This is a genomic window from Mycobacterium zoologicum, assembly GCF_020181635.2.
In the GTDB taxonomy this organism is placed as follows: domain Bacteria; phylum Actinomycetota; class Actinomycetes; order Mycobacteriales; family Mycobacteriaceae; genus Mycobacterium; species Mycobacterium zoologicum.
The window spans coordinates 1-21,159 of the sequence record NZ_JAYJJS010000036.1; the positions used below are offsets into that span (position 1 = coordinate 1).

Sequence of the window (21,159 nt, forward strand, 5' to 3'; positions counted from 1 at the left end):
CACTTTCATGCCGCCCCACCGAGGGTCATCCACAGGTTCTGATCATTGCTCGTTGGGGGCGGCATCAATAGACGGCCTTGGTGTTGAGGCGGCGCAACGGCAGCTGAGCCATAAGCAGCTGTCGACCACCGAGGCGCACTACGAGCAGCGGGTCACGGCCGGCCCGGATGCCCGCGCAGTGCTGGATGAATGGGCTAGCAAACCGACCGGCTGATCCAATTTACGGGGAAAGTACGCGACTTCGCGGTCCGGAGTTTGCCAACAAACTGCCCAAAGCCTCTGACCTGCAAACTAAGTGCGCCCGAAGGGATTCGAACCCCCAACCTTCTGATCCGTAGTCAGATGCTCTATCCGTTGAGCTACGGGCGCGTGTCTTCAGTTGTACTGCATCGGCCGAGCAGGCTCAGCCGTGGCGGAGGCGAGAGGATTTGAACCTCCGGTCCCCCGTAAAGGGGACAACTCATTAGCAGTGAGTCCCATTCGGCCGCTCTGGCACGCCTCCTCGAACTCGTTGAGGGTACCGGATCGATCCCCCGGTTCTAAAACCGCGGGGTTGGTGCGGCGGTCCCAGCATCGGCTCTCCTGCGTCGAGCCTCGTGAACCGCGGGGTTGGTGCGCGGTTCCAGCTTCGGCTCTCCTGCGTCGAGCCTCGCTAAACCGCGGGGTTGATGCGGCGACCGGCCCACATATGCTGTGGTCCGTGACCCCCCGCCTGCGCCCGGAGATCGCCGCACTGCCGGCCTACGTCGAGGGCAAGACGGTGCCGGGCTCGATCAAACTGGCCAGCAACGAGACCGTCGGAGCCCCGCTGCCCAGCGTGCTCAAGGCCGTCGAACAGGCCCTGACGGGCATCAACCGCTACCCGGACAACGGTTACGCCGCGCTGCGGGCCCGGCTCGCCGAACATGTCGGATTCGACCCCCAGCACGTGGCCGCCGGCGCCGGATCGGTGAGCCTGTGTCAGCAGCTGATCCAGATCTGCACCGGCGCCGGCGACGAGGTGGTGTTCGGCTGGCGCAGCTTCGAGATCTACCCGTTGCAGGTGCGCACGGCCGGCGCGGTCCCGGTGCAGGTGCCGTTGCGGGCACACACCTATGACCTGGACGCGATGCTGGCCGCCATCACCGAGCGCACCCGGCTGATCTTCGTGTGCAACCCGAACAATCCCACCTCCACCGTCGTCGACCCCGATGCGCTGGCCCGCTTCGTGGCCGCGGTGCCGTCGCACATCCTGGTCGCCATCGACGAGGCGTATGTGGAGTACATCCGCGACGGCATGACACCCGACAGTCTGGGACTGGCCCGTCAGTACCCGAATGTGGTTGTGCTGCGTACGTTTTCGAAGGCCTACGGGTTGGCGGGGCTGCGGCTGGGCTACGCGGTCGGGCACCCGGAGATCATCACCGCACTGGGCAAGGTCTACGTGCCGTTCACGGTGTCCAGCGCGGCGCAGGTCGCCGGGATCGCCTCGATGGACGCCGCCGAGGAGCTGCTGGCCCGCACCGACGCGGTGGTCGCCGAGCGGGTCCGGGTCGCCGGGGCCCTGCGGGACGCCGGATTCGAGCTGCCCGATTCCCAGGCCAACTTCGTCTGGCTGCCGTTGACCGAGCGCACCGCCGACTTCGTGACCGCCGCCGCCGCGGCCCGCATCGTGGTGCGCCCGTACGGCGCCGACGGGGTCCGGGTGACCATCGGCGCGCCGGAGGAGAACGACGCGCTGTTACGGTTCGCTCAAGGCTGGATCTGAGGAGGACCCCAATGCACGCCACCGCCACCACCACCGTTGCCGCACCCCCGTCGCGGGTGTGGGCGGTGCTCTCCGACTACGAGGGCATGTCCGACTGGGCCCCCGGTCTGAAGGTCACCCTGGCCCGCGCGGGCGCCCCGGAACCCTCCGGCGTCGGCGCCCAGCGTCGGGTCAACGCGGTGCCGGGAATGGCGCCCATGGTGGAGGAGATCATCGCGTTCGAACCGGACCACCGGCTGAGCTACCGGGCCGTCTCGGGCATCCCGTTCCGCAACTATGTCGGCGACGTGGTGTTGCGGCCGGCGGGTTCGGGCACCGAAGTCAGCTACACCGTCAGCGCCGACAATCGGCTGCCCGCGGTGGCCACGGTGCTCTCGCAGGTGATGCTGTTCCTGTTGAAGCGGGCCGTCAACAAGGCCGGCTGAGCGATGAGTGACGAGTCGGCCCGCACCACGTTCGCCGCGTTCAAGGAGCGCACCGGGCAGATCCCCGACGCCGAACTCGACGAGTTCTGGGCGACGCTGCCCCCGGCCACCGTCGAGGGCATGATCGGCGACTGGCGCGGCGGGGAGTTCGTCACCGGCCACAAGATGAACGGCCTGCTGGAGAAGGCCCGCTGGTTCGGCAAGAGCTTCCGCTCGGCCACCGATGTTCAGCCGCTGGTGTGCCTGGACGACGACGGCAACAAGTTCTCCAACATCAAGCTCGGCAAGGGCGAGGCCAGCCTGTGGTCCGAGGAGTTCCGCGGCGAAGTGGTGGCCACCATGGTTTATGACGGCCAGCCCACCCACGACCACTTCAAGCGCGTCGACGACGACGCCGTCATGGGCATCATGAACGGAAAAGGGGTACTGGATCAGGGTCGGTACTTCTACTTCTATCTGGAGCGGATCTGACCGAAGGGCTACTGCGCAGCGAGGCGACGACGGTGACCGCCAGTACGCCGATGATCACCAGCAGTGACACCCCGGTGCCGATCTCGGGGACGTCGACGCCGTCTTCGTGCAGGGCGTGCAGGATCAGCTTCACCCCGATGAACCCCAGGATCAGCGACAGGCCGTGGGAGAGATAGACCAGCCGATCCAGCAGGCCGTCGATCAGGAAGTACAGCTGCCGCAGACCCAGCAGTGAGAACGCGGTGGCGGTGAACACGATGTAGGTGTCGCGGGTCAGGCCGAAGATCGCCGGGACCGAGTCGAGCGCGAACAGCACATCGGTGCCGGCGATCGCGGCGATCACCAGCAGCATCGGCGTCATCACCTTTCGGCCCTGCACCGTGGTGAACAGTTTGTCGCCGTCGTAGTCATCGCTGGTGTGGATGACCTTGCGCGCCAGCCGGATCACGGCGTTGTCGGCCTTGTCCGCCTGCTCGCCGCTCTCCGAGCGCAGCATGTTCGCGGCCGTCAGCAGCAGGATCAGCCCGAAGAAGTAGAAGACCCAGGCGAAGGTGTTGATCAGGGCGGCGCCGGCGAAGATGAAGCCGGTGCGGGCGATCAGCGCAAAAGCGATGCCGAACAGCAGCACCTTCTGCTGGTCCTCGGGCGGCACCCGGAAGCCGGCCATGATCACCAGGAACACGAACAGGTTGTCGACCGACAGTGCCTTCTCGGTGACATAGCCGGCGAAATACTCCGACCCCGGGTCCGAGCCGCCGAGCACGAACATGCCGAGGCCGAACAGCACGGCCACGCCGATGTAGCCCGCCGACCAGACCGCGGCTTCGCGCAGCGTCGGCACATGGGCCTTGCGGACGTGGCAGAAGTAGTCGAATGCGAGCAATCCGACCAGGCCGACGATCGTCAGCCCCCATACCCAACCGGCTACATTCATCTCCCACCAGGCTAGGGGGCGGGGACGACGCCCGGCTGAAGTGCAGGTTGCGGGGCTATGACCGGCCGGTGAATGCGATCAACCGGTCCAGAGCGGGCGCGGAGTCGGCGACCTCGACGGGCGGGTCGAACCCGGCTGTCGCCCGGCCCGCCGGGGTGAGGATCTGCTGTGTCCGGTCCAGCACGTACTGGGCCAGCGGTTCCGGTGCCTCCAGGGTGCGGCCCGTCGCCGTCGCGTAGTCCCAGGCGTGCACCAGGAACTCCAGCGCCAGAATGCCCACGGCCACCTTCGCGGGCAGCTCGTTGGGGCCGAGGGTGACGGGGCCGTCCAGGCCGCGGCTGCGCCACGCATCCAGTGCGGGCCGGCCCGCGGCCAGGACCTGGGCAGCCGATGAATCGACCGCGTCGCCGGCCGGAGACTCTGCCCCCGCCGCACCACCGAGGACGGTGATCGAGTTCAGCAGGTGATCGGTCAGCTGCGCGACGTCGAATTCCGAACACGGCGTCGGTTTGGACGATTCGTCGCTGCCGATCCCACGCAGCAGCGGCTCCAGCACCGCCCACGCGGCTTCGGCGGCGGCGAGTTCGTCGGCTGGGGGCACGTCAGGGCCGGGTCTCAGGTCGGGAGTCATGCCCCCAGGCTACGGTTTCAGGCTATGACTGAGTCGTACGAATCCGTCACCGTCGAGATCAAGAACCACGTCGCCCAGGTCACCCTGATCGGGCCCGGTAAGGGCAACGCGATGGGCCCGGCGTTCTGGTCGGAGCTGCCGGAGGTGTTCGCCGCCCTGGACGCCGACCGCGACGTGCGCGCGATCGTGCTGACCGGCTCCGGCCGCAACTTCAGCTACGGCCTGGATGTGGCCGCGATGGGCGGCACCATGGCCCCGGTGCTGGCCGAGGGGGCGCAGGCCCGCCCGCGGTCGGAGTTCCACGCCGAGATCCTGCGGATGCAGAAGGCCACCAACGCCGTCGCCGACTGCCGCACCCCCACCATCGCGGCGATTCACGGCTGGTGCATCGGCGGCGGGGTGGACCTGATCGCGGCCGTCGACATCCGCTACGCCTCCGCCGACGCCAAGTTCAGCGTGCGCGAGGTCAAGCTGGCCATCGTCGCCGACATGGGCAGCCTGGCCAGGCTGCCGATGATCCTGTCCGACGGGCACCTGCGGGAGCTGGCACTGACCGGTAAGGACATCGACGCCGCCCGGGCCGAGAAGATCAACCTGGTCAACGACGTCTTCGACGACGCCGAGGCCTGCCTGGCCGCTGCGCACGCCACCGCCGCCGAGATCGCCGCCAACCCGCCGCTGACCGTCGAGGGCGTCAAGGACGTGCTGGATCAGCAGCGCATCGATGCGGTGTCGGCCAGCCTGCGCTACGTCGCCACCTGGAACGCGGCGTTTTTGGCGTCCAAGGACCTGATGGAGGGCATCGGCGCGATGATGGGCAAACGGAAGCCCGAGTTCACCGGCGAGTGATGGCCTGGATACTGCTGCTCGGGGCCATTGGTTTCGAGGTCGCCGGAACGCTGTCGCTGCGGGCCTCCGACGGGTTTTCCCGGCTCGGCTGGGCGATTCCGGTGGCCGTCGGCTACCTGGTGTCCTTCGTGCTGCTGGCGATGGTGCTCAAGCGGGGCATGCCGGTCGGGGTGGCCTACGGTGTCTGGTCGGGCGTCGGGGTGGCGCTGACGGCGGCGCTGGCCCGGTTCCTGTTCGACGACCCGTTCACCCCGGTGATGGCCGCCGGGGTGGTGCTGATCGGGGCGGGCGTGTACCTGATGGAGATCGGGGCGCACACGTGAGCGAGCCGTCTTTCCCACAACCGACCCTGGCCGACCTGGTCGCCACCCTGAACGTCGAGCAGACCGACGAGCATCGCTTCACCGCCACGCAGCTGGACAATCCGCACCACCACATCGTCGGCGGGCACATCGCGGGCCAGGCTCTGATGGCGGCCAGCCGCACCGCCCCGGGCCGGGTGCCGCACAGCATGCACGCCTATTACCTGCGGGCCGGGGACGCCGGCCGCCCGGTCGATCTGCAGGTGGAGGTGGCCCGCGACGGCGGCACGCTGTCGACACGGCAGGTCACCGCCCGCCAGGACGGCCATGTCCTGCTGGAGATGCTGTCGTCGTTCACCACGGCCGTCGAGGCACCCGAGCACCAGCTGCCGATGCCCGATGTGCCCGAACCGGATTCGGTGCAGCCGGTCCAAGCTCAGCTCGCTGCCTACGCCGACGAGCTGGACGGCTACTGGGTTCAGCCGCACCCGTTCGACCAGCGCTACATCGACCCACCGCCGCGGGCGGCCCTCGATCTCGGCGAGCCGTCACCGCGAATCCGCTTGTGGTGGAAGCCCTGTGAGGCGGTTCCGGTTGACGCCGCGCTGCACAGCGCCCTGCTGACCTACCTGACCGGCACCAAGATGGTCGAGACGGCGGTAGCCATGCGGGGGGCTACGCAGGCCAGCGCGTTCAACGCGCTGATCGACCATGCGCTGTGGTTTCAGCGGCCGGTGGATCTGTCGGATTGGGTGCTGTCCGATCAGGTCTCACCCAGCGGCGTCGCCGGGCGCGGCCTGGGAAGCGCCACGATGTACAACCGGGCGGGGCAGCTGGTGTGCGTCGCCACCCAGGAACTCTATTTCGGGCGGGGACGACAATGATTCCAGAGATCTTGACTCCCGACGGCAAGATCCGGCTCCCGGCCGACCTGGATGCGGTCACCGACGTCGGCGCCGAGGAGGAGCCCTTCGATTCCGCTGCGGTGGAACGGATCTGGCAGGCGGTACGGCACTGGTACTCAGCCGGCATGCACCCGGCGATCCAGTTGTGCCTGCGCCACAACGGCCGGGTGATCCTCAACCGCGCGATCGGGCACGCCTGGGGCAACGCCCCGTCCGACCCCGCCGACGCCGAGCAGGTGCCCGTCACCACCGACACCCCGTTCTGCGCGTATTCGGCGGCCAAGGCGATCAGCTCGACCGTGGTGCACCGGCTCGCCGAACAGGGTCACTTCTCGCTGGACGATCGGGTGACCGATTACCTTCCCGATTACGGCCGTAACGGCAAGGCGCGCACCACGATCCGCCAGGTGATCACCCACAGCGCCGGGGTGCCGTTCGCCACCGGGCCGCGCCCGGACGTGCAGCGTGTCGACGACAGCGACTACACCCGTGAGCAGTTGGCCAACCTGCGGGCCATCTACCCGCCGGGGTGGGCGCACATGTATCACGCGCTGACCTGGGGGCCGCTGGTCCGCGAGATCGTCTCGGCGGCCACCGGCCGCAACACCCGCGACATCCTGGCCACCGAGATCCTTGCACCCCTGGGCTTCCGGTGGACGAATTTCGGTGTGGCCGAACAGGACGTGCCGCTGGTGGCGCCCAGCCACGCCACCGGCCGCCCGCTGCCCGGGCCGATCGCCGCGGTGTTCCGCAAGGCCATCGGCGGGACCATGCATCAGATCATCCCGTTCACCAACACGCCGCTGTATCTGACCAGCGTCATCCCGTCGTCCAACACCGTCTCGACGGCGTTCGAGATGTCCCGGTTCGCCGAGATCTGGCGTCGCGGAGGCGAACTCGACGGCGTGCGGGTGGTCTCACCGGAGACCATGGCCGCCGCGACGGCCCAGTGCCGCAGGCTGCGCCCGGATGTGGCGACCGGGCTGGTGCCGCTGCGCTGGGGCACCGGATTCATGCTGGGCTCCAACCGATTCGGCCCGTTCGGACGGGGCGCGCCGGCGGCGTTCGGGCACCTGGGTCTGGTCAACGTCGCGATCTGGGCGGACCCGGCGCGCGGACTGTCGGCCGGGCTGATCTCCAGCGGCAAACCGGGCAGCGATCCCGAGGCCAAGCGCTACACCGCGTTGATGGACCGGATCGCGGCCGAGATCCCCGCTACCCGTTGGGGCGGCTACAGCGGCGACGGCGGCTGAGCCGGACGCGGACCGATGCCGCAGGCCGACGCGAACTGCTGCGGGGTCAGCCCGTCGGCGGAATTCATGTCGCACCGCCCGAACGGCGGGCAGCCCTCCGGCAGCCCTCCGCCGTAACCGTTCCCGTCGGTGTACTGGTGGGCCACCTTGCCCGGATACGGCGGGTTGGAGCCGTAGGCGGCGATGATCAGCCGGATGTCGTCGGGTTTGGTGGGCCACAGCCGGTTGAGATCGTAGACGTTGCCGTAACCGATTATCCGGGAACGGTTTCCGCACCACTCGGCCAGATTCCAGTACAGCCGATTGATCGGATCGGATTGGTCGCCGCCCGGATTGCCGCCGGACTCGACATCGAGCATCAATGACACCCGCGGGTGCAGGCCGCCGTTCTCGGCGAACATCGCCTGCACCGTGGCGGCATTGGACTGCCAGGTCGCCGGCCGCACGTAGGTGTAGACGATCCCGAACGTCAGGCGGCCGTCATCGAGCGCGCTGCGCATCCAGGCGTAGTTGCGCGCGAAGTTGTGGTCTCGGTAGGTGCCGTCGCTGACCCGGATCGACAGCACCCGGTAGGGGTAGGAATCATCGACCGGCACTTGAAATTCGGAGACATCGGCAAACAGCGTGTTGGGCTGTGCGAGCTGCATTCGGTTACGTTATCGCACCTCCGCGCTCGATGATTCCTATAGTGAATCGATGGAACTGCGGCATATCAGGTACCTGTTGGCGGTCGCCGATCATCAGAACTTCACCCGGGCGGCCGAGGCACTGCACGTCTCCCAACCGACACTGTCCCAACAGATCAAACAACTCGAGCACACGCTCGGGGTCGAACTGTTCGATCGCTCCGGCCGTACTGTCCGGCTCACCGACGCCGGGTCTGCCTACGCACACCATGCCCGACTGGCGCTGCGCGACCTGCAGGCCGCCGAGCGGGCCGTGCACGACGTGCGCGATCTGTCCCGCGGCAACCTGCGGATCGCGATGACTCCCACCTTCACCGCATATCTGCTCGGGCCGCTGATTCACCGGTTCCGGTCGGCCTACCCAGGCATTCGACTGACCGTGCTGGACACCAGCCAGGATCGCATCGAGGCCGACCTGTTGGCGGACCGACTCGACCTCGGCATCGGCTTCGCCGGTCCACACGCCGCCGGAATCGACGCGCAGACGTTGTTCACCGAGACGCTCGGCCTGGTCGTCGGATCGGGCCATCCACTCGCGGCGACCCCCGCCCGGGTGCCGGTCTCGCAGCTGGCCGACACACCGCTGGGGCTGCTCAGCGCCGACTTCGCCACCCGGTTACACGTAGACGACTACTTTGCGGACTGTAAAGTGCCGCAAAACATTGCGATCAACGCGAACTCGATCAGCGCGCTACTGGAGCTGGTACGCCACAACGTCGTCGCCACCGTATTACCGGATGCGATCACCAGCGAACGCCCCGACCTGCACCCGGTTCCCCTGGACCCCCCGCTGCCGACCCGCACCGTGGCACTGCTGCAGCGCGCCGGCGTCTACCGGTCCGCCGCGGCGCGGGCATTCACCGAGACCGTCGACGCGGTGGTAGCCGAGCGGCGGTGCCCATCAGGCAAGTATTGGTCGTACCAATAGTTCCACGTGGATCTGCGTATTGGACAGTGCGCCCGTTGCCTTCCATGCTGAATGTCATCTGAGTGAACACTTTTCAAACAGATGGAACATGGTATGCAATTTTTGAAGTTGAACTTGATCAACAAGCACGGGGTCTCCGACCGACACGGCGAGGTGCTGATCGCCACGTCTGAAATCGAGTCAGTGCGCTCGTTCATCCATGCCGATCACATGCTGTCGCACCACGAGGTCGGTTCGATCATCACCACCAAGACCGGTGACAAACACCATGTCTCGCAACACACCAATGAGATCGCCGACCTGCTGCGGTCAGCGGCCGATCACGAACAAGACTGGGTGGCCATCCGATGACGATCGCGGTATGCGACGACGAGGCCCTGGGCGTGCCCGAGCTGGCCCAACTCGAGCGATGGCTGCACGTCCCCCGCGGGCACCGTATCGCGTTGATCAACGCACCCGTCGATTCGGCACTGCGACTGTTGGCCGTCAGCCGCAGGAACCCCTACGACGCCGACGTGATAATCGCTTTCGCGACGCGGCGCAAGGAACTTGCCCGGCTGAAGGCGGCCTACCGTACCGCTTCCGCGGGCCGGCCGACGTGGATTGTTCACCCCGATCCGGACCGGCCCGGGACGGACCTGCGCTGGCAGTGGCTCATAGCCGCGCTACGACAGTACGGCGTCAACGCGGTGCAACAGGTTCCGATCGGCCGGCTCTGGTCGGCGGTGCTGTTGCAGCCGATCCACGACGCCCATCCGGGCGAGGAACTGGTGGGCCATCCGGGTTCTTCCTAGCCGATGCCTACCACCCCGCGCCTGTGGCTGATGACGCCCGTTGCCATTGGGCTGCTCGTTCTCGGCTGTCACCACCACCAGCCTCCGGGTTCGTCAACCCGTTCTGGGGCAATCACTTTGGAAGATGCCGCGATGGCAGCGATGCCACCGGGATGGCAACCCCATGTCGTCAATCCGATCAGTCAGCAAGAGGCCCAGGACACCGTGTTGGGCTACTTCGAGATGACGCTCCAGGCCCTTCCACCGGGAGCCGTCATCGTCGCCACCGACTACGGCGGAGCCGAAACCACCGGACCGTGCAACGGCGCGGTCGCCGGCACCGACCCGCCGCAGGAGTTCTCGGCCATCGGTCAACTCGAGACGCCCGGACCGGGGTCGGACCGCACCGTCGTCGCCGTCGGCGACACCTGGAGGAGTTGGGGCTGGTGGGTATTCGAGCGAGACGGTCTTGCCAAGCCCAACAGATTCGGCTACGCCCCGGACGGTTACGCCTTCCAGATCCAGGTATCCGACCCGCCCGGATACTCGCCGATCGTCAGCGCCATTTCACCCTGCTACTCGCACGCCGCGGCACGTGCTGACGCCCCGTTTCCGGCGATGATCTCCGCCGACGGCCGGCTCGACGACGTCGGAGCCTCGCGCCCCGTTTCGTACGGCATACAGTTCGTCAGCCATAACGGCGTCAGCGGGCGGTCGCATGCCTTCCGAAGTGCTCGGTGAGCAGCTTGGTCAGCCGCTGCGGCGCCTCGTCCGGAATCCAGTGACTGATCCCTTCCAGCGTCTGCAACTCCCACGGACCGGTGACGCGCCGCTGGGACAGCTCATGGCCCTTGCGGCCGACGGCGGTGTCGCCGTCGCTCCACACCTGCAGGGTGGGAACCGGCACCTTGCGCCGCAGAATGGCCGGCGGCGTCAGCGGCATGCCCCGATACCAGTTCAGCGCGGTTCGGGCGCTGCCGAGCCGCTGCAGTTCGGCGAAATCCCTGGCGGCGTTCGCCTTGCTCTGGCCGGTTCCGTGCAGGTTGGCGATGAAGCGGGATTCGTTGCCCAACAACATCTCCGGCAGCCACGGCAGCTGGAAGAACAGCATGTACCAGGACTTGAGGGCCTGGCCGCTGCGGGCCATCGACTTGATGAAGGCCAGCGGATGCGGAACCGATACCGCACTCAGGGTCTTGACCAGGTCAGGGCGCTCGGCCGCGACGCCCCACGCGACGGCGGCTCCCCAGTCGTGGCCGACAACGTGCACCGGACCGACACCGGCGGCGTCGATCAGGGCGACGGCGTCGGCGACCAGCTCGGTCAGCCGGTAGTCGCGGCGCCGCGTCGGCAGCGCGCCGGGTGTGTAGCCGCGCTGATCCGGCGTCAGCGTCCGGAACCCTTGATCGTTCAGCAGTTCGGCCACCTCCACCCAGGACGACGAGGTCTGCGGAAAGCCGTGCAGCAGCACGACCGGGACGCCGTCCTGCGGGCCGGAGTCGCGGACGGCGAAAACGAGACCCTGTCGTTCGAATGTGGTCAGTCTGGACATATAGCCATCTTCTCAGTCCTGCCGATCATTTCTATAGTTGATCGATGGAGTTGCGACATGCCGATGGGCCTGCTCAGCTCGGACTTCGCCACTCGGCTGCACGTGAACTCCTATTTCGCGGAATACAAGGCGCCGCACTACATTGCGATCGAGTCGAACTCGATGAGCGCGCTATTGGAGTTGGTGCGGCGCAACGTCGTCACAACCGTGTTGCCGGCCGCGATCACCAGCGAGCAGGCCGACCTGCACCCGGTGGTCTTGGAGCCGTCACTGCCGATCCGCACCGTACAACTGCTGCAGCGTGGCGGCATCTACCAAACTGCCGCGGCACGCGCATTCAGCAGCACCTTGGACACGGTGGTGGCCGAACGGCGGTGCCCCTCGGGCAAGTATTGGTCATATCAATAGCTCCCGGTGGATCTAAGTATTGGACATCGATTACGTCGGCTCCCATGCTGAATGTCGTCTGAGTGAACACTTTTCAAACAGATGGGGGCGGCGATGCAATATCTGAGGTTCAACCTGATCAACAAGCACGGGGTCTCTGACCAACGTGGCGAGGTGTTGATCGCCCCGTCCGAGATCGAGTCGGCGCGCTCCTTCATACACACCGACCACATCCTGTCCCATCACGAAATCGGCGCGATCATCACGACCAAGACCGGTGACAAGCACTACGTCTCACAACACACCAACGAGATCGCCGAGATGCTCCGCATGGCCGACGATCGCGAGAGAGGCTGGATTTCCTAACAATGACAACTGCCCTGGATTACGAGCTCGAGATCGTCGACCCACCCGGTTTTGCCCAACTGGTGGAGCGACTGAAGCTCGGACACGGCCGCCGTATCGCGGTCATCAATGCACCGCTGCATTCAGCGTTGCGCCAACTGCCGGTCAGTCGCGAGAACCCCTACGGCTCCGACGTAGTCATCGCGTTCGCGATGCGACGAGTAGATCTGGCCTGGTTGAAGCCGGCCTATCGGGCCGCCTATGCGCGTCGGACGAGTTGGCTCGTCTATCCCGAGCCGACCCGCCCCGGAACAGACCTGCGCTGGGACTGGTTCCTGGCGGCGCTACGTCAGTACGGCGTCCACGTCATCGAGCAGATTTCCATCGACAGAAACTGGTCGGCAGTCCAGTTGATGTCGAAGCAGGCCGGCGATCAGGACGCGACCCTGGTGGGGTAAAAAATTGCGGTGGCGGAGGGATTTGAACCCCCGGACGGTTTTGGCCGTCTCTCGCTTTCAAGGCGAGTGCATTAGGCCGCTCTGCCACGCCACCGCGGAAAATCGTACCCTGGCCGTCATGCGTGCCATCATCGCCGACTCCCCCGAAGTGCTGTCCTGGAAGGACGTCGCAGACATCCAGCCCGATCCGGGCGAAGTTCTGATCCAGGTCGCCGCAGCCGGGGTGAACCGCGCCGACCTGTTGCAGGCGGCCGGAAAATATCCGCCACCCCCGGGAGCCAGCGAGACGATCGGCTTGGAGGTGTCGGGTGTCATCGCCGCGGTCGGTGACGGGGTCGAGCAGTGGAGCATCGGCCAGGAGGTGTGCGCACTGTTGACCGGCGGCGGCTACGCCGAGTACGTGGCGGTGCCCGCCGCGCAGGTGCTGCCGATTCCTGTCGGCGTGGACCTGGTGGACGCCGCGGCGTTGCCGGAGGTGGCCTGCACGGTGTGGTCGAACCTGGTGCAGACCGCCGGCCTGTCCGAGGGCCAACTACTTCTGGTGCACGGCGGCGCGAGCGGGGTGGGCAGCCACGCCATTCAGGTGGCCCGCCAACTCGGCGCGTGGGTGGCCGTCACCGCCGGGTCCGATACGAAGTTGCAGCTCTGCCGTGAACTGGGCGCCGAGATCACCGTCAACTACCACGACGAGGATTTCGTCGAGCGCGTCCGCGAGGCCGGCGGCGCCGACGTGATCCTCGACATCATGGGCGCCGCCTACCTCGACCGCAATATCGACGCTCTGGCCAGCGACGGCCGCCTGGTGGTGATCGGGATGCAGGGCGGGGTCAAGGGCGAGCTGAACATCGGCAAACTGCTGGCCAAGCGAGCCGGGGTAATCGGCACGACGTTGCGCGGCCGGCCGGTGGAGGGCCCACACGGCAAGGGCGCCGTGGTCGCGGCCGTGGCCGAGAAGGTCTGGCCGATGCTGGCCGACGGCCGGATCAAACCGGTGATCGGGGCCAGCCTGCCGATCGCTCAGGCCGCTGAGGCGCACCGATTGTTGGCGTCCGGTGAGGTGGCCGGGAAGGTCGTGCTGACCGTCTGACCCCTCCTGCGCCGAGCGCGCACAAACGTCCACCCCCACCTGGGGAGATACCGGAACTTTCTGCACGCTCGGCGCAAAGGAACTTGTCAGCCCAGCGACGCCAGCGCCCGAACCAACTGATCGACCTCGGACATGGTCGAGTAGTGACTCAACCCGATGGTGACCGCTCCCCCGATGTCGTCCACCCCGATCGCCTCAAGCACCCGCGACCCGGCGTTGGCGATCGCCAGCACGCCATTGTCGGCCAGGCGCTGCACCACCCGCTCGGCCGGCACGTTACGCACCGCGAAGCTGACCACCGGGATGCGTGCCTCGGGCTGGCCGATCATCATCACCAACGGCAGCGACCGCAGTGAGTGCAGCAGGTAGTCGAACAGCCGGTTCAGGTACTCGGTGACCGAGCGCATCGAGATGGCCAGCCGCTCCGGCCGGCTGCCGCGGGCCGACTCATCCAGCGACGCCAGGTATTCGACGCTGGCAACGACCCCGGCCAGCAGGCCGAACTGGTGCAGTCCCACCTCCAGGCGGGCCGGGCCGGTGGCCACCGGATCGAGCGACACCGACGCGAAGGTGTCGATCAACGCCGGGTCGCGGAACACCAGCGCACCCACCGGTGGGCCGCCCCAACTGGCGGCGTTGACGGCCACCACGTCGGCACCGATGTCGTTAATGTCCATCAGCTGATACGGCGCGGCCGCGGAATGGTCGACAACCGCGACTCCGCCCACGTCGTGGATCAACTTGGTGACCGGCCGCAGGTCGGTGATGGTGCCCAGCACCCCCGACGCCGACGTCAGGGCCACCAGCCGGGTCGACTGGTTGATCAGGTTCGCCCACTGCCAGCTCGGCAGCTCCCCGGTCTCGATGTCCACCTCGGCCCAGCGCAGCTTGGCGCCGTAACGGTTGGCCGAACGCACCCAGGGCGCGATGTTCGCCTCGTCGTCAAGCCGGGTGACCACCGTCTCGTAGCCCAGGCTGACCCGCGACGACGCGGCATCGGCCAGCGCGCTCAACAGCACCGCACGATCCGGGCCCAGCACCACCGCGTCGGGATCGGCCCCGAACAGGTCGGCCACCGCCTGGCGGGCCGCCACCAGCACCGCCGCACTGCGCCGCGCCGCCGGGTGCGGACTGGCCGCCGTCGCCAGTGATCCGCGGAAGGCGGTGGACACCGTGGTCGCCACCGAATCCGGGATCAACATGCCGGTCGGAGCGTCGAAATGCACCCAGCCGTCACCCAACGTCGGGTGCAGTCCACGCACTCGGGCGACGTCGTACGCCATGGCAGCCACCTTCAAATACACAGGTACCTGAGAACGGATAGCTCCCCCGCCACGCTCAGCCGCCTCACCTAGGCAGACATACTAGTGCAGTGCTTGTGGGCCCCGGATTGATTGCCGCCTTGGTGCTCCTTGTCGTACCCGGAACCCTGGTGGCAGCCGGTGCGCGACTCTCCTGGCCGCTGGCGGTGACGGTCGGGCCGGCCCTGACCTACGGCCTGGTCGGCCTGGCGATCGTGCCGTTCGGCGCGTGGGGAATCCCCTGGAACGCGGGCACCGCGGGCGCGACGCTGGTGGTGGGCGGCGCTTTGGTGGCCGGGCTTGCGCGCGGGTTCCGGTCGCTGCTGGACCGCCGCCGGAGTATCCACGTGGCCGCGCCGGGATCGTCGGGCGGGCCGACGCTGCTGGTGGCCGCCGGGGTGCTGATCGGCATGGTCCTGATCGGCTGGGCGGCGGTGCGCGGGCTGGGCCATTGGCAGTCGATCCCGAGCACCTGGGACGCGGTCTGGCACGCCAACACCGTGCGCTTCATCCTCGATACCGGCCAGGCCTCCCCCACCCATATGGGCGAGCTGCGCAACGTCGAGACCCACGCCCCGCTGTACTACCCGTCGGCGTTTCACGCGCTGACCGCGGTGCTGTGCCAACTGACCGGCGCCGCACCCACCTCGGCCGCCACCCTGGCCGGAGTGGCCGCCTCGATATGGCTGTTCCCGATCAGCGCTGCGCTGTTGACGTGGGGCCTGCTGCAACGGGTTTCCAGCACGGCGGTGACGGCCTTGTCGGCGGCCGCGGCGGCGGCGTTGTCGGCATCGTTCACCGCGCTGCCTTACGTCGAGTTCGGCACCGCGGCGCTGCCCAACCTGGTGGGCTACGGGCTGGTGGTGCCGACGTTCACGCTGCTGACCAGCGTGCGCACCATGCGCGACCGGATTCCGTTGGCGGTGCTGGCACTGCTCGGGACGTTCTCGGTGCACCTGACCGCCGGTGTGGTGACCGTGCTCTTGGCGGCGGCCTGGTGGCTGTGCCCCCGCGACGGCGCGCTGTGGAACCCGTTGCGCGGCAAGCGACGTGACACTCTGGCGCTGGCCTCAGCGGTGGTGCCGGCCGGGTTGCTGCTGCTGCCGCAGCTGTTGAGTGTGCGACGGCAGGCCGAGATCATCGCCGGGCATTCCTTTCTGACCCATGAGGGCCGCAAGTCCGGGCTGCGCGACGCGCTGCTGCTGCACACCCGCCACCTCAACGACTTCCCGATTCAGTACGCGCTGGTGGGCCTGTGCGCGGTCGGGGCGGCGGTATTGCTCTACAAGAAGGTGTACTGGCCGCTGGCGCTGTGGGCGGTGCTGGTGGTGGGAGTGGTGCAGTCCTCGGCGCCGCTCGGCGGGCCGGTAGGCCGGACGCTCGGAACGTTCACCGACCTGTTCTACAGCGACCCGCGCCGGATCATGGCGGCGATGACACTGCTGCTGATCCCGATGGCCGGCGTCGGGCTGGCCTTTCTGGCCGGGCTGGCGGCCAGGCCGGTGGGTGCTCGGCTGCGTCCGGTGCTGACCGGGGTGCTGCTGGTGGCGGTGACGGTCGGGCTGGCCTGGCACTACCTGCCGCGGCACGCGTTCCTGCTGGGCGACAAGTACGACTCGGTGATGGTCGACGCCCGCGACCTGGAGGCCTTCGCGCATCTGGCGGCGCTCCCCGGGGCGCGCGACAGCGTGATCGGCAACGCCAACGTCGACGGCAGCTCCTGGATGTACGCCGTCGCCGGCCTGCACCCGCTGTGGACGCACTACGACTATCCGCAGCAGGAGGGCCCCGGCCCGCAGCGGTTCATCTTCTGGGCGTATGCCGACGACGCCGACACCGATCCGCGGGTGGCGCAGGCCGTGCATGACCTCAACATCCGCTATGTGCTGATCAGCAGCCCGATAGTGCGCGGGTTCACCCTGCCCGACGGACTAGTCTCACTGGATAAATCGCGGTCGTGGGCCAAGATCTACGACAACGGCGGGGCCACTATCTACCAATGGCAGGGAGGCGCGGGGCATTGAGTGTTGACCCGGGTGACAGGGACGATCTGGACGGGGTGGAGGTCATCTCCGGCTCCGACTCCGATGGCGGCGAGCAGTCGGTGACCGACTTGATCGAGCAGCCCGCCAAGGTGATGCGGATCGGCACCATGATCAAGCAGCTGCTGGAGGAGGTGCGGGCCGCTCCGCTGGACGACGCCAGCCGGGTCCGGCTGCGTGAGGTGCACGCCGCCAGCATCCGTGAGCTCGAGGACGGCCTGGCCCCGGAACTGCGTGAGGAGCTGGAGCGCCTGACCCTGCCGCTGCGCGAGGACGCCACCCCGTCCGACGCCGAGTTGCGGATCGCCCAGGCCCAGCTGGTCGGCTGGCTGGAGGGGCTGTTCCACGGCATCCAGACCGCGCTGTTCGCCCAGCAGATGGCCGCCCGCGCGCAGCTGGAGCAGATGCGTCACGGCGCACTGCCGCCCGGTGCCGGCCAGGGGGGCCAGCTCGGGCACGGCCACGACTCCGGCCAGTACCTGTAGCTGATCGTGGCCGGCACCGACCCGCACATCGAGACCCGGGACGCCTGGGTCGAGTTCCCCATCTTCGACGCCAAGTCCCGGTCGCTGAAGAAGGCGTTCCTGGGCAAGGCCGGCGGGGCGATCGGGCGCAACAACTCCAACGTGGTGGTGGTCGAGGCACTGCGCGACATCACCATGTCACTCGAGCTCGGCGACCGGGTGGGCCTGGTCGGCCACAACGGCGCCGGCAAATCTACACTGCTGCGCCTGCTTTCGGGCATCTACGAGCCGACGCGCGGGTCGGCGACGGTGGTGGGCCGGGTGGCGCCGGTGTTCGACCTCGGGGTGGGCATGGACCCGGAGATCTCCGGATTCGAGAACATCATCATCCGCGGGCTGTTCCTCGGTCAGACCCGCAAGCAGATGGCCGCCAAGGTCGACGAGATCGCCGAATTCACCGAACTGGGCGACTATCTGGCGATGCCGCTGCGCACCTACTCCACCGGCATGCGGGTGCGCCTGGCGATGGGTGTGGTCACCAGCATCGACCCGGAGATCCTGTTGCTCGACGAGGGGATCGGCGCGGTGGACGCCGAGTTCTTGAAGAAGGCCCAGACCCGGCTGCAGGCTCTGGTGGAGCGCTCCGGAATCCTGGTGTTCGCCAGCCATTCCAACGAATTCCTGGCCCGGCTGTGCAAGACCGCGATGTGGATCGACCACGGCACCATCAAGATGACCGGTGGAATCGAGGAGGTCGTCGGCGCCTACGAGGGCCCGGAGGCCGCCCGGCACGTGCGTGAGGTGCTGACCGAGACACAGTCCGAGGGCATGGCGTGAGTCAGACCGTCTACGCCGTCGTCGTCACCCATCGCCGGGTCGAGCAGTTGGCGGAGTCGCTAAAGGCGGTGGTGACCCAGTCCCGGGTGCCGGATCACCTGATCGTCGTCGACAATGACTTCGCCGCCGGCGACCCTGAAGTGGCCGAGTTGGTGGCGTCCCAACCGATACCGTCAACCTATCTGGGTTCGCGCCGGAACCTCGGTGGCGCAGGTGGTTTCGCGCTGGGCATGCTGCACGCCCTGGCCGCCGGCGCGGACTGGCTGTGGCTGGCCGACGACGACGGGCGCCCGGCCGACTCCGCGGTGCTGGACCGGCTGCTGTACTGCGCGACCCGCTACGGCCTGGCCGAGGTGTCACCGATGGTGTGCAACATCGACGAGCCGGAACGGTTGGCCTTTCCGCTGCGGCGCGGCCTGGTGTGGCGGCGGCGGGTCGACGAATTGGTCCGTGACGGAGACGACCTGCTGCCGGGCATCGCGTCGTTGTTCAACGGGGCGCTGTTCGCCGCATCCGCCTGCGAGGCGGTCGGCGTGCCGGATCTGCGGTTGTTCATCCGCGGCGACGAGGTGGAGATGCACCGGCGGCTGGTGCGTTCCGGCCTGCCGTTCGGCACCTGCCTGACCGCGGCGTACCTGCATCCCAGTGGCACTGAGGAATTCAAGCCGATTCTGGGCGGTCGAATGCACACCCAGTACCCCGACAACGCGGCGAAGCGGTTTTACACCTACCGCAACCGCGGCTACCTGATGGCTCAGCCCGGCATGCGCAGGCTGCTGGCGCAGGAGTGGCTGCGGTTCGGCTGGTTCTTCCTGGTGTCGCGGCGCGATCCGGCGGGGCTGGCCGAGTGGATTCGGCTGCGCCGGCTGGGGCGCCGGGAGCAGTTCGCCAAACCCGAGGGGCAGCAATGAGTTTCACCGATATAGCGGTCGAGTCGCGCACCTTCGCGCGGGCCCGGGCCGACTTGGCGGACGGCTTCGGCCGCCGCGAGCTGTGGCTGCACCTGGGCTGGCAGGACATCAAGCAGCGCTACCGGCGTTCCGTGCTGGGCCCGTTCTGGATCACCATCGGCACCGCCACCACCGCGGTGGCGATGGGTGGGCTGTACTCCAAGCTGTTCCACCTCGATCTGGCGGTGCACCTGCCGTACGTGACGCTCGGGCTCATCGTCTGGAACCTGTTGAACGCGGCCATCTTGGAGGGCGCCGACGTGTTCGTCGCCAACGAGGGGCTGATCAAGCAGTTGCCGACGCCGCTTTCGGTGCACGTCTACCGGCTGGTGTGGCGGCAGATGATCCTGTTCGCCCACAACATCGTCATCTACCTGCCGATCGCACTGATCTTCCCGAAACCCTGGTCGTGGGCGGATCTTTCGGTGATCCCGGCGCTGGCGCTGATCGCGCTGAACTGTGTGTGGGTGTCGCTGTGCTTCGGGATCCTGGCCACCCGCTACCGCGACATCGCGCCGCTGCTGTTCTCGGTGGTGCAGTTGCTGTTTCTGATGACGCCGATCATCTGGAACTACGAGACGTTGAAGGCCCAGGGCGCGACCCGGTGGATGAACGTCGTCGAGCTCAACCCGCTGATGCACTACCTGGAGATCGTGCGGGCACCGCTGCTCGGTGCGCACCAGCCGCTGCGGCACTGGGCGGTGGTGCTGGTGCTGACCGTCCTCGGCTGGGCGGTGGCCGCTTTGGTGCTGCGCCAGTTCCGCGCGCGGGTCGCCTACTGGGTGTAGCCCGCCCCGACCCCGAGTCACATTCGCCCCATGCGTACCTCGGGGGAACCACAGAGATGTTGACGAATCGGATAGCGCGGGCGATATCAGCAACGAACACCTACCCCGCCTTCCACTCCCGGTACTCCTGGGGTGTCAGCTCTCGGCCGAAGACGGTTGACAGAGCCGGATTCTGGGCGAGGTAGGCGTCCTCGTTGCTTCGCCAGGCCTGCCCATACCGATAGAACGGCAACCACGGGTGCAGGTGGTGCACCAGGTGATAGGTCTGCGACAGCATGACCGGCATCAGCAGCCACTCCATGCCGACCCGGTTTCGGGTGGCCCGGTAGCGATTCTCCTGCTGCGTCTGTTCCAAGCCGTGGTGCGGCAACCAGTCGAACCACCAGCCCAGGATCGCCATCCCGATGCGCTGCGGGATCAGCAACACGATCACGATGGTCCAAAAGTTCCCGGTGAGGATCGCGGCGCCGAGGCCCACAGCACTCAACGAGAACACCACTACCGTTTCGGCGACCTCGGCCAGCGGGCGACGTCGGCCACGCTGCAGCCTCCGCTTGAGCTGTCGGCAATACCAGACCGCATAGAAGGCATCCATCAGCGCCCAGCGGAACGGCAACTGCCAGGCCGGCGCGTGGCTGGCGAACAGGTCCGGATCGTTGTCGCCGTCGTTGGCGTTGCGGTGGTGCTGAAGGTGGACGTAGCTGAACGCCGGCAGCGAAAACATCGGCCCCACAAAGAGCCACGCCGCGCGACCGAACACCGAGTTCACCCAGCTCGCCGAAGACAGCGAGTGGTGCAGCGCATCGTGGGCCACCATGAACATCGCGTAGACCACCGCGGTGTTGACCGTGATGGTCAGCCAGATCGGCGCGTGGCCGCCGATCGCGGCGGCCGTGGAAAGAACGAAGACCACCAAGGCCACCGCACCCAGCGTCAGGGTGGGCCAGGCAATATCGGGTATCGACTCGCCCGGGTGCGGGTGCCGTTGACGTAGAACGGTTCTTGACGGCGCGTGATCCATCGTCTCGAGCGGCGGCATGAGCC

Annotated in this window: 26 protein-coding genes, 3 tRNA genes and 1 pseudogene; 21 read left to right on the forward strand and 9 right to left on the reverse strand. The window is 67.5% G+C overall.

Going from position 1 to position 21,159, the window contains the following annotated elements; translation table 11 throughout:
* Positions 1-214, forward strand: a pseudogene (locus tag K6T84_RS21170) (hypothetical protein); the annotation flags it as partial.
* Positions 215-296: 82 nt separating this feature from the next.
* On the opposite strand, the gene K6T84_RS21175 reads toward K6T84_RS21170, so the two are convergent.
* Positions 297-369, reverse strand: a tRNA-Arg gene (locus K6T84_RS21175).
* Positions 370-410: 41 nt separating this feature from the next.
* Positions 411-502: transfer RNA gene (locus K6T84_RS21180), tRNA-Ser, on the reverse strand.
* Between the two features lie 198 nt (positions 503-700).
* Here K6T84_RS21180 and hisC point away from each other — a divergent pair.
* Genes hisC through K6T84_RS21195 form a run of 3 tightly spaced genes read left to right on the forward strand, consistent with a single transcriptional unit; the run spans position 701 to position 2,643 of the window.
* The gene (gene hisC, locus K6T84_RS21185) at positions 701-1,747 is read left to right on the forward strand and encodes a histidinol-phosphate transaminase (RefSeq protein WP_225400896.1); all 1,047 of its coding nucleotides are present in this window, start codon (positions 701-703) and stop codon (positions 1,745-1,747) included.
* An 11-nt stretch (positions 1,748-1,758) separates the two neighbouring features.
* Complete coding sequence (locus tag K6T84_RS21190; protein ID WP_225400897.1) at positions 1,759-2,172, forward strand: SRPBCC family protein; 414 nt, start codon at positions 1,759-1,761, stop codon at positions 2,170-2,172.
* A gap of 3 nt (positions 2,173-2,175) precedes the next feature.
* Positions 2,176-2,643 carry a DUF4334 domain-containing protein gene (locus tag K6T84_RS21195; RefSeq protein ID WP_225400898.1) on the forward strand — a complete coding sequence of 156 codons (468 nt, stop codon included), beginning with the start codon at positions 2,176-2,178 and terminating at the stop codon, positions 2,641-2,643.
* Here K6T84_RS21195 and K6T84_RS21200 read toward each other — a convergent pair.
* Complete coding sequence (locus K6T84_RS21200) at positions 2,579-3,577, reverse strand: TerC family protein (protein WP_225400899.1); 999 nt, start codon at positions 3,575-3,577, stop codon at positions 2,579-2,581. The two genes, K6T84_RS21195 and K6T84_RS21200, sit on opposite strands and share 65 nt — an antisense overlap.
* A gap of 55 nt (positions 3,578-3,632) precedes the next feature.
* Positions 3,633-4,208 (reverse strand): TIGR03086 family metal-binding protein, encoded by a 576-nt coding sequence (locus K6T84_RS21205; protein WP_225400900.1) that lies wholly within the window; start codon positions 4,206-4,208, stop codon positions 3,633-3,635.
* Between the two features lie 24 nt (positions 4,209-4,232).
* Here K6T84_RS21205 and K6T84_RS21210 point away from each other — a divergent pair, with 24 nt between their 5' ends.
* Genes K6T84_RS21210 through lipE form a run of 4 tightly spaced genes read left to right on the forward strand, consistent with a single transcriptional unit; the run spans position 4,233 to position 7,517 of the window.
* The gene (locus tag K6T84_RS21210; RefSeq protein ID WP_225400901.1) at positions 4,233-5,057 is read left to right on the forward strand and encodes a crotonase/enoyl-CoA hydratase family protein; all 825 of its coding nucleotides are present in this window, start codon (positions 4,233-4,235) and stop codon (positions 5,055-5,057) included.
* Positions 5,057-5,380 carry a DMT family transporter gene (locus K6T84_RS21215; RefSeq protein WP_225400902.1) on the forward strand — a complete coding sequence of 108 codons (324 nt, stop codon included), beginning with the start codon at positions 5,057-5,059 and terminating at the stop codon, positions 5,378-5,380. Before K6T84_RS21210 ends, K6T84_RS21215 begins: the two co-directional genes overlap by 1 nt.
* On the forward strand, positions 5,377-6,243 hold the full coding sequence (locus K6T84_RS21220) for an acyl-CoA thioesterase (protein ID WP_225400903.1): 867 nt from the start codon (positions 5,377-5,379) through the stop codon (positions 6,241-6,243). The genes K6T84_RS21215 and K6T84_RS21220 overlap by 4 nt, the downstream gene beginning before the upstream one ends.
* The gene (lipE, locus tag K6T84_RS21225) at positions 6,240-7,517 is read left to right on the forward strand and encodes a lipase LipE (RefSeq protein ID WP_225400904.1); all 1,278 of its coding nucleotides are present in this window, start codon (positions 6,240-6,242) and stop codon (positions 7,515-7,517) included. The genes K6T84_RS21220 and lipE overlap by 4 nt, the downstream gene beginning before the upstream one ends.
* Here the strand turns inward: lipE and K6T84_RS21230 are convergent.
* Positions 7,496-8,164: a glycoside hydrolase family 25 domain-containing protein gene (locus tag K6T84_RS21230; protein WP_225400905.1), complete on the reverse strand. Its 669-nt coding sequence runs from the start codon at positions 8,162-8,164 to the stop codon at positions 7,496-7,498. The genes lipE and K6T84_RS21230 overlap by 22 nt on opposite strands.
* A 49-nt stretch (positions 8,165-8,213) precedes the next feature.
* On the opposite strand from K6T84_RS21230, the gene cynR reads away from it, so the two are divergent.
* The 4 genes from cynR (at position 8,214) to K6T84_RS21250 (ending at position 10,645) form a co-directional block, all read left to right on the forward strand.
* Positions 8,214-9,131, forward strand: a complete 918-nt coding sequence (cynR, locus tag K6T84_RS21235; protein WP_225400906.1) for a transcriptional regulator CynR — start codon at positions 8,214-8,216, stop codon at positions 9,129-9,131.
* Positions 9,132-9,224: 93 nt separating this feature from the next.
* A complete protein-coding gene (locus K6T84_RS21240) occupies positions 9,225-9,482 on the forward strand; it encodes a hypothetical protein (protein WP_225400907.1) in 258 nt (85 codons plus the stop codon).
* Positions 9,479-9,925 (forward strand): hypothetical protein, encoded by a 447-nt coding sequence (locus tag K6T84_RS21245; RefSeq protein ID WP_225400908.1) that lies wholly within the window; start codon positions 9,479-9,481, stop codon positions 9,923-9,925. The genes K6T84_RS21240 and K6T84_RS21245 overlap by 4 nt, the downstream gene beginning before the upstream one ends.
* A gap of 132 nt (positions 9,926-10,057) precedes the next feature.
* Positions 10,058-10,645 (forward strand): hypothetical protein, encoded by a 588-nt coding sequence (locus K6T84_RS21250; protein ID WP_225400909.1) that lies wholly within the window; start codon positions 10,058-10,060, stop codon positions 10,643-10,645.
* Here K6T84_RS21250 and K6T84_RS21255 read toward each other — a convergent pair.
* Positions 10,608-11,456: an alpha/beta fold hydrolase gene (locus K6T84_RS21255; protein ID WP_224863439.1), complete on the reverse strand. Its 849-nt coding sequence runs from the start codon at positions 11,454-11,456 to the stop codon at positions 10,608-10,610. The two genes, K6T84_RS21250 and K6T84_RS21255, sit on opposite strands and share 38 nt — an antisense overlap.
* A gap of 57 nt (positions 11,457-11,513) precedes the next feature.
* Between K6T84_RS21255 and K6T84_RS21260 the strand changes: the two genes are divergently transcribed.
* The 3 genes from K6T84_RS21260 to K6T84_RS21270 all read left to right on the forward strand — a co-directional run bounded on the left by K6T84_RS21260 (position 11,514) and on the right by K6T84_RS21270 (position 12,646).
* Complete coding sequence (locus tag K6T84_RS21260) at positions 11,514-11,864, forward strand: LysR substrate-binding domain-containing protein (RefSeq protein WP_225400910.1); 351 nt, start codon at positions 11,514-11,516, stop codon at positions 11,862-11,864.
* 93 nt (positions 11,865-11,957) lie between these two features.
* Positions 11,958-12,209, forward strand: a complete 252-nt coding sequence (locus K6T84_RS21265; protein WP_224863442.1) for a hypothetical protein — start codon at positions 11,958-11,960, stop codon at positions 12,207-12,209.
* Between the two features lie 2 nt (positions 12,210-12,211).
* Positions 12,212-12,646 carry a hypothetical protein gene (locus K6T84_RS21270; protein WP_225400911.1) on the forward strand — a complete coding sequence of 145 codons (435 nt, stop codon included), beginning with the start codon at positions 12,212-12,214 and terminating at the stop codon, positions 12,644-12,646.
* 7 nt (positions 12,647-12,653) lie between these two features.
* Here K6T84_RS21270 and K6T84_RS21275 read toward each other — a convergent pair.
* Positions 12,654-12,740, reverse strand: a tRNA-Ser gene (locus tag K6T84_RS21275).
* A 24-nt stretch (positions 12,741-12,764) separates the two neighbouring features.
* Here K6T84_RS21275 and K6T84_RS21280 point away from each other — a divergent pair.
* The gene (locus tag K6T84_RS21280; RefSeq protein WP_225400912.1) at positions 12,765-13,733 is read left to right on the forward strand and encodes an NAD(P)H-quinone oxidoreductase; all 969 of its coding nucleotides are present in this window, start codon (positions 12,765-12,767) and stop codon (positions 13,731-13,733) included.
* Positions 13,734-13,819: 86 nt separating this feature from the next.
* On the opposite strand, the gene K6T84_RS21285 is transcribed toward K6T84_RS21280, so the two are convergent.
* Positions 13,820-15,016, reverse strand: a complete 1,197-nt coding sequence (locus K6T84_RS21285) for a cysteine desulfurase-like protein (RefSeq protein WP_225400913.1) — start codon at positions 15,014-15,016, stop codon at positions 13,820-13,822.
* A gap of 89 nt (positions 15,017-15,105) precedes the next feature.
* Here K6T84_RS21285 and K6T84_RS21290 point away from each other — a divergent pair, with 89 nt between their 5' ends.
* From K6T84_RS21290 to wzm, 5 genes are read left to right on the forward strand one after another with little or no spacing between them, the layout of a single operon-like run.
* Positions 15,106-17,058 (forward strand): DUF6541 family protein, encoded by a 1,953-nt coding sequence (locus K6T84_RS21290; protein WP_225400914.1) that lies wholly within the window; start codon positions 15,106-15,108, stop codon positions 17,056-17,058.
* Positions 17,034-17,561 carry a bacterial proteasome activator family protein gene (locus K6T84_RS21295; protein ID WP_225400915.1) on the forward strand — a complete coding sequence of 176 codons (528 nt, stop codon included), beginning with the start codon at positions 17,034-17,036 and terminating at the stop codon, positions 17,559-17,561. Before K6T84_RS21290 ends, K6T84_RS21295 begins: the two co-directional genes overlap by 25 nt.
* A gap of 6 nt (positions 17,562-17,567) precedes the next feature.
* Positions 17,568-18,377: a galactan export ABC transporter ATP-binding subunit Wzt/RfbE gene (gene wzt, locus K6T84_RS21300; protein WP_408066160.1), complete on the forward strand. Its 810-nt coding sequence runs from the start codon at positions 17,568-17,570 to the stop codon at positions 18,375-18,377.
* Positions 18,374-19,288, forward strand: a complete 915-nt coding sequence (gene glfT1 / locus K6T84_RS21305; RefSeq protein ID WP_225400916.1) for a galactofuranosyltransferase GlfT1 — start codon at positions 18,374-18,376, stop codon at positions 19,286-19,288. The genes wzt and glfT1 overlap by 4 nt, the downstream gene beginning before the upstream one ends.
* Positions 19,285-20,115, forward strand: a complete 831-nt coding sequence (gene wzm, locus K6T84_RS21310; RefSeq protein ID WP_225400917.1) for a galactan export ABC transporter permease subunit Wzm/RfbD — start codon at positions 19,285-19,287, stop codon at positions 20,113-20,115. Before glfT1 ends, wzm begins: the two co-directional genes overlap by 4 nt.
* A 100-nt stretch (positions 20,116-20,215) precedes the next feature.
* On the opposite strand, the gene K6T84_RS21315 is transcribed toward wzm, so the two are convergent.
* Entirely contained in the window at positions 20,216-21,154 is a 939-nt protein-coding gene (locus K6T84_RS21315; protein WP_225400918.1) for a fatty acid desaturase, read from the reverse strand.
* Between the last annotated feature and the right edge of the window lie 5 nt (positions 21,155-21,159).

Excerpts from the sequence above, each read along its gene's own strand:
- K6T84_RS21190 (WP_225400897.1), top strand. The coding sequence starts at position 1,759 with ATGCACGCCACCGCCACCACCACCGTTGCCGCACCCCCGTCGCGGGTG.
- K6T84_RS21195 (WP_225400898.1), top strand. The coding sequence starts at position 2,176 with ATGAGTGACGAGTCGGCCCGCACCACGTTCGCCGCGTTCAAGGAGCGC.
- K6T84_RS21200 (WP_225400899.1), bottom strand. The coding sequence starts at position 3,577 with ATGAATGTAGCCGGTTGGGTATGGGGGCTGACGATCGTCGGCCTGGTC.
- K6T84_RS21205 (WP_225400900.1), bottom strand. The coding sequence starts at position 4,208 with ATGACTCCCGACCTGAGACCCGGCCCTGACGTGCCCCCAGCCGACGAA.
- K6T84_RS21210 (WP_225400901.1), top strand. The coding sequence starts at position 4,233 with ATGACTGAGTCGTACGAATCCGTCACCGTCGAGATCAAGAACCACGTC.
- K6T84_RS21215 (WP_225400902.1), top strand. The coding sequence starts at position 5,057 with ATGGCCTGGATACTGCTGCTCGGGGCCATTGGTTTCGAGGTCGCCGGA.
- lipE (WP_225400904.1), top strand. The coding sequence starts at position 6,240 with ATGATTCCAGAGATCTTGACTCCCGACGGCAAGATCCGGCTCCCGGCC.
- K6T84_RS21230 (WP_225400905.1), bottom strand. The coding sequence starts at position 8,164 with ATGCAGCTCGCACAGCCCAACACGCTGTTTGCCGATGTCTCCGAATTT.
- cynR (WP_225400906.1), top strand. The coding sequence starts at position 8,214 with ATGGAACTGCGGCATATCAGGTACCTGTTGGCGGTCGCCGATCATCAG.
- K6T84_RS21240 (WP_225400907.1), top strand. The coding sequence starts at position 9,225 with ATGCAATTTTTGAAGTTGAACTTGATCAACAAGCACGGGGTCTCCGAC.
- K6T84_RS21245 (WP_225400908.1), top strand. The coding sequence starts at position 9,479 with ATGACGATCGCGGTATGCGACGACGAGGCCCTGGGCGTGCCCGAGCTG.
- K6T84_RS21250 (WP_225400909.1), top strand. The coding sequence starts at position 10,058 with ATGGCAGCGATGCCACCGGGATGGCAACCCCATGTCGTCAATCCGATC.
- K6T84_RS21255 (WP_224863439.1), bottom strand. The coding sequence starts at position 11,456 with ATGTCCAGACTGACCACATTCGAACGACAGGGTCTCGTTTTCGCCGTC.
- K6T84_RS21260 (WP_225400910.1), top strand. The coding sequence starts at position 11,514 with ATGCCGATGGGCCTGCTCAGCTCGGACTTCGCCACTCGGCTGCACGTG.
- K6T84_RS21265 (WP_224863442.1), top strand. The coding sequence starts at position 11,958 with ATGCAATATCTGAGGTTCAACCTGATCAACAAGCACGGGGTCTCTGAC.
- K6T84_RS21270 (WP_225400911.1), top strand. The coding sequence starts at position 12,212 with ATGACAACTGCCCTGGATTACGAGCTCGAGATCGTCGACCCACCCGGT.
- K6T84_RS21280 (WP_225400912.1), top strand. The coding sequence starts at position 12,765 with ATGCGTGCCATCATCGCCGACTCCCCCGAAGTGCTGTCCTGGAAGGAC.
- K6T84_RS21285 (WP_225400913.1), bottom strand. The coding sequence starts at position 15,016 with ATGGCGTACGACGTCGCCCGAGTGCGTGGACTGCACCCGACGTTGGGT.
- K6T84_RS21295 (WP_225400915.1), top strand. The coding sequence starts at position 17,034 with ATGGCAGGGAGGCGCGGGGCATTGAGTGTTGACCCGGGTGACAGGGAC.
- wzm (WP_225400917.1), top strand. The coding sequence starts at position 19,285 with ATGAGTTTCACCGATATAGCGGTCGAGTCGCGCACCTTCGCGCGGGCC.
- K6T84_RS21315 (WP_225400918.1), bottom strand. The coding sequence starts at position 21,154 with ATGCCGCCGCTCGAGACGATGGATCACGCGCCGTCAAGAACCGTTCTA.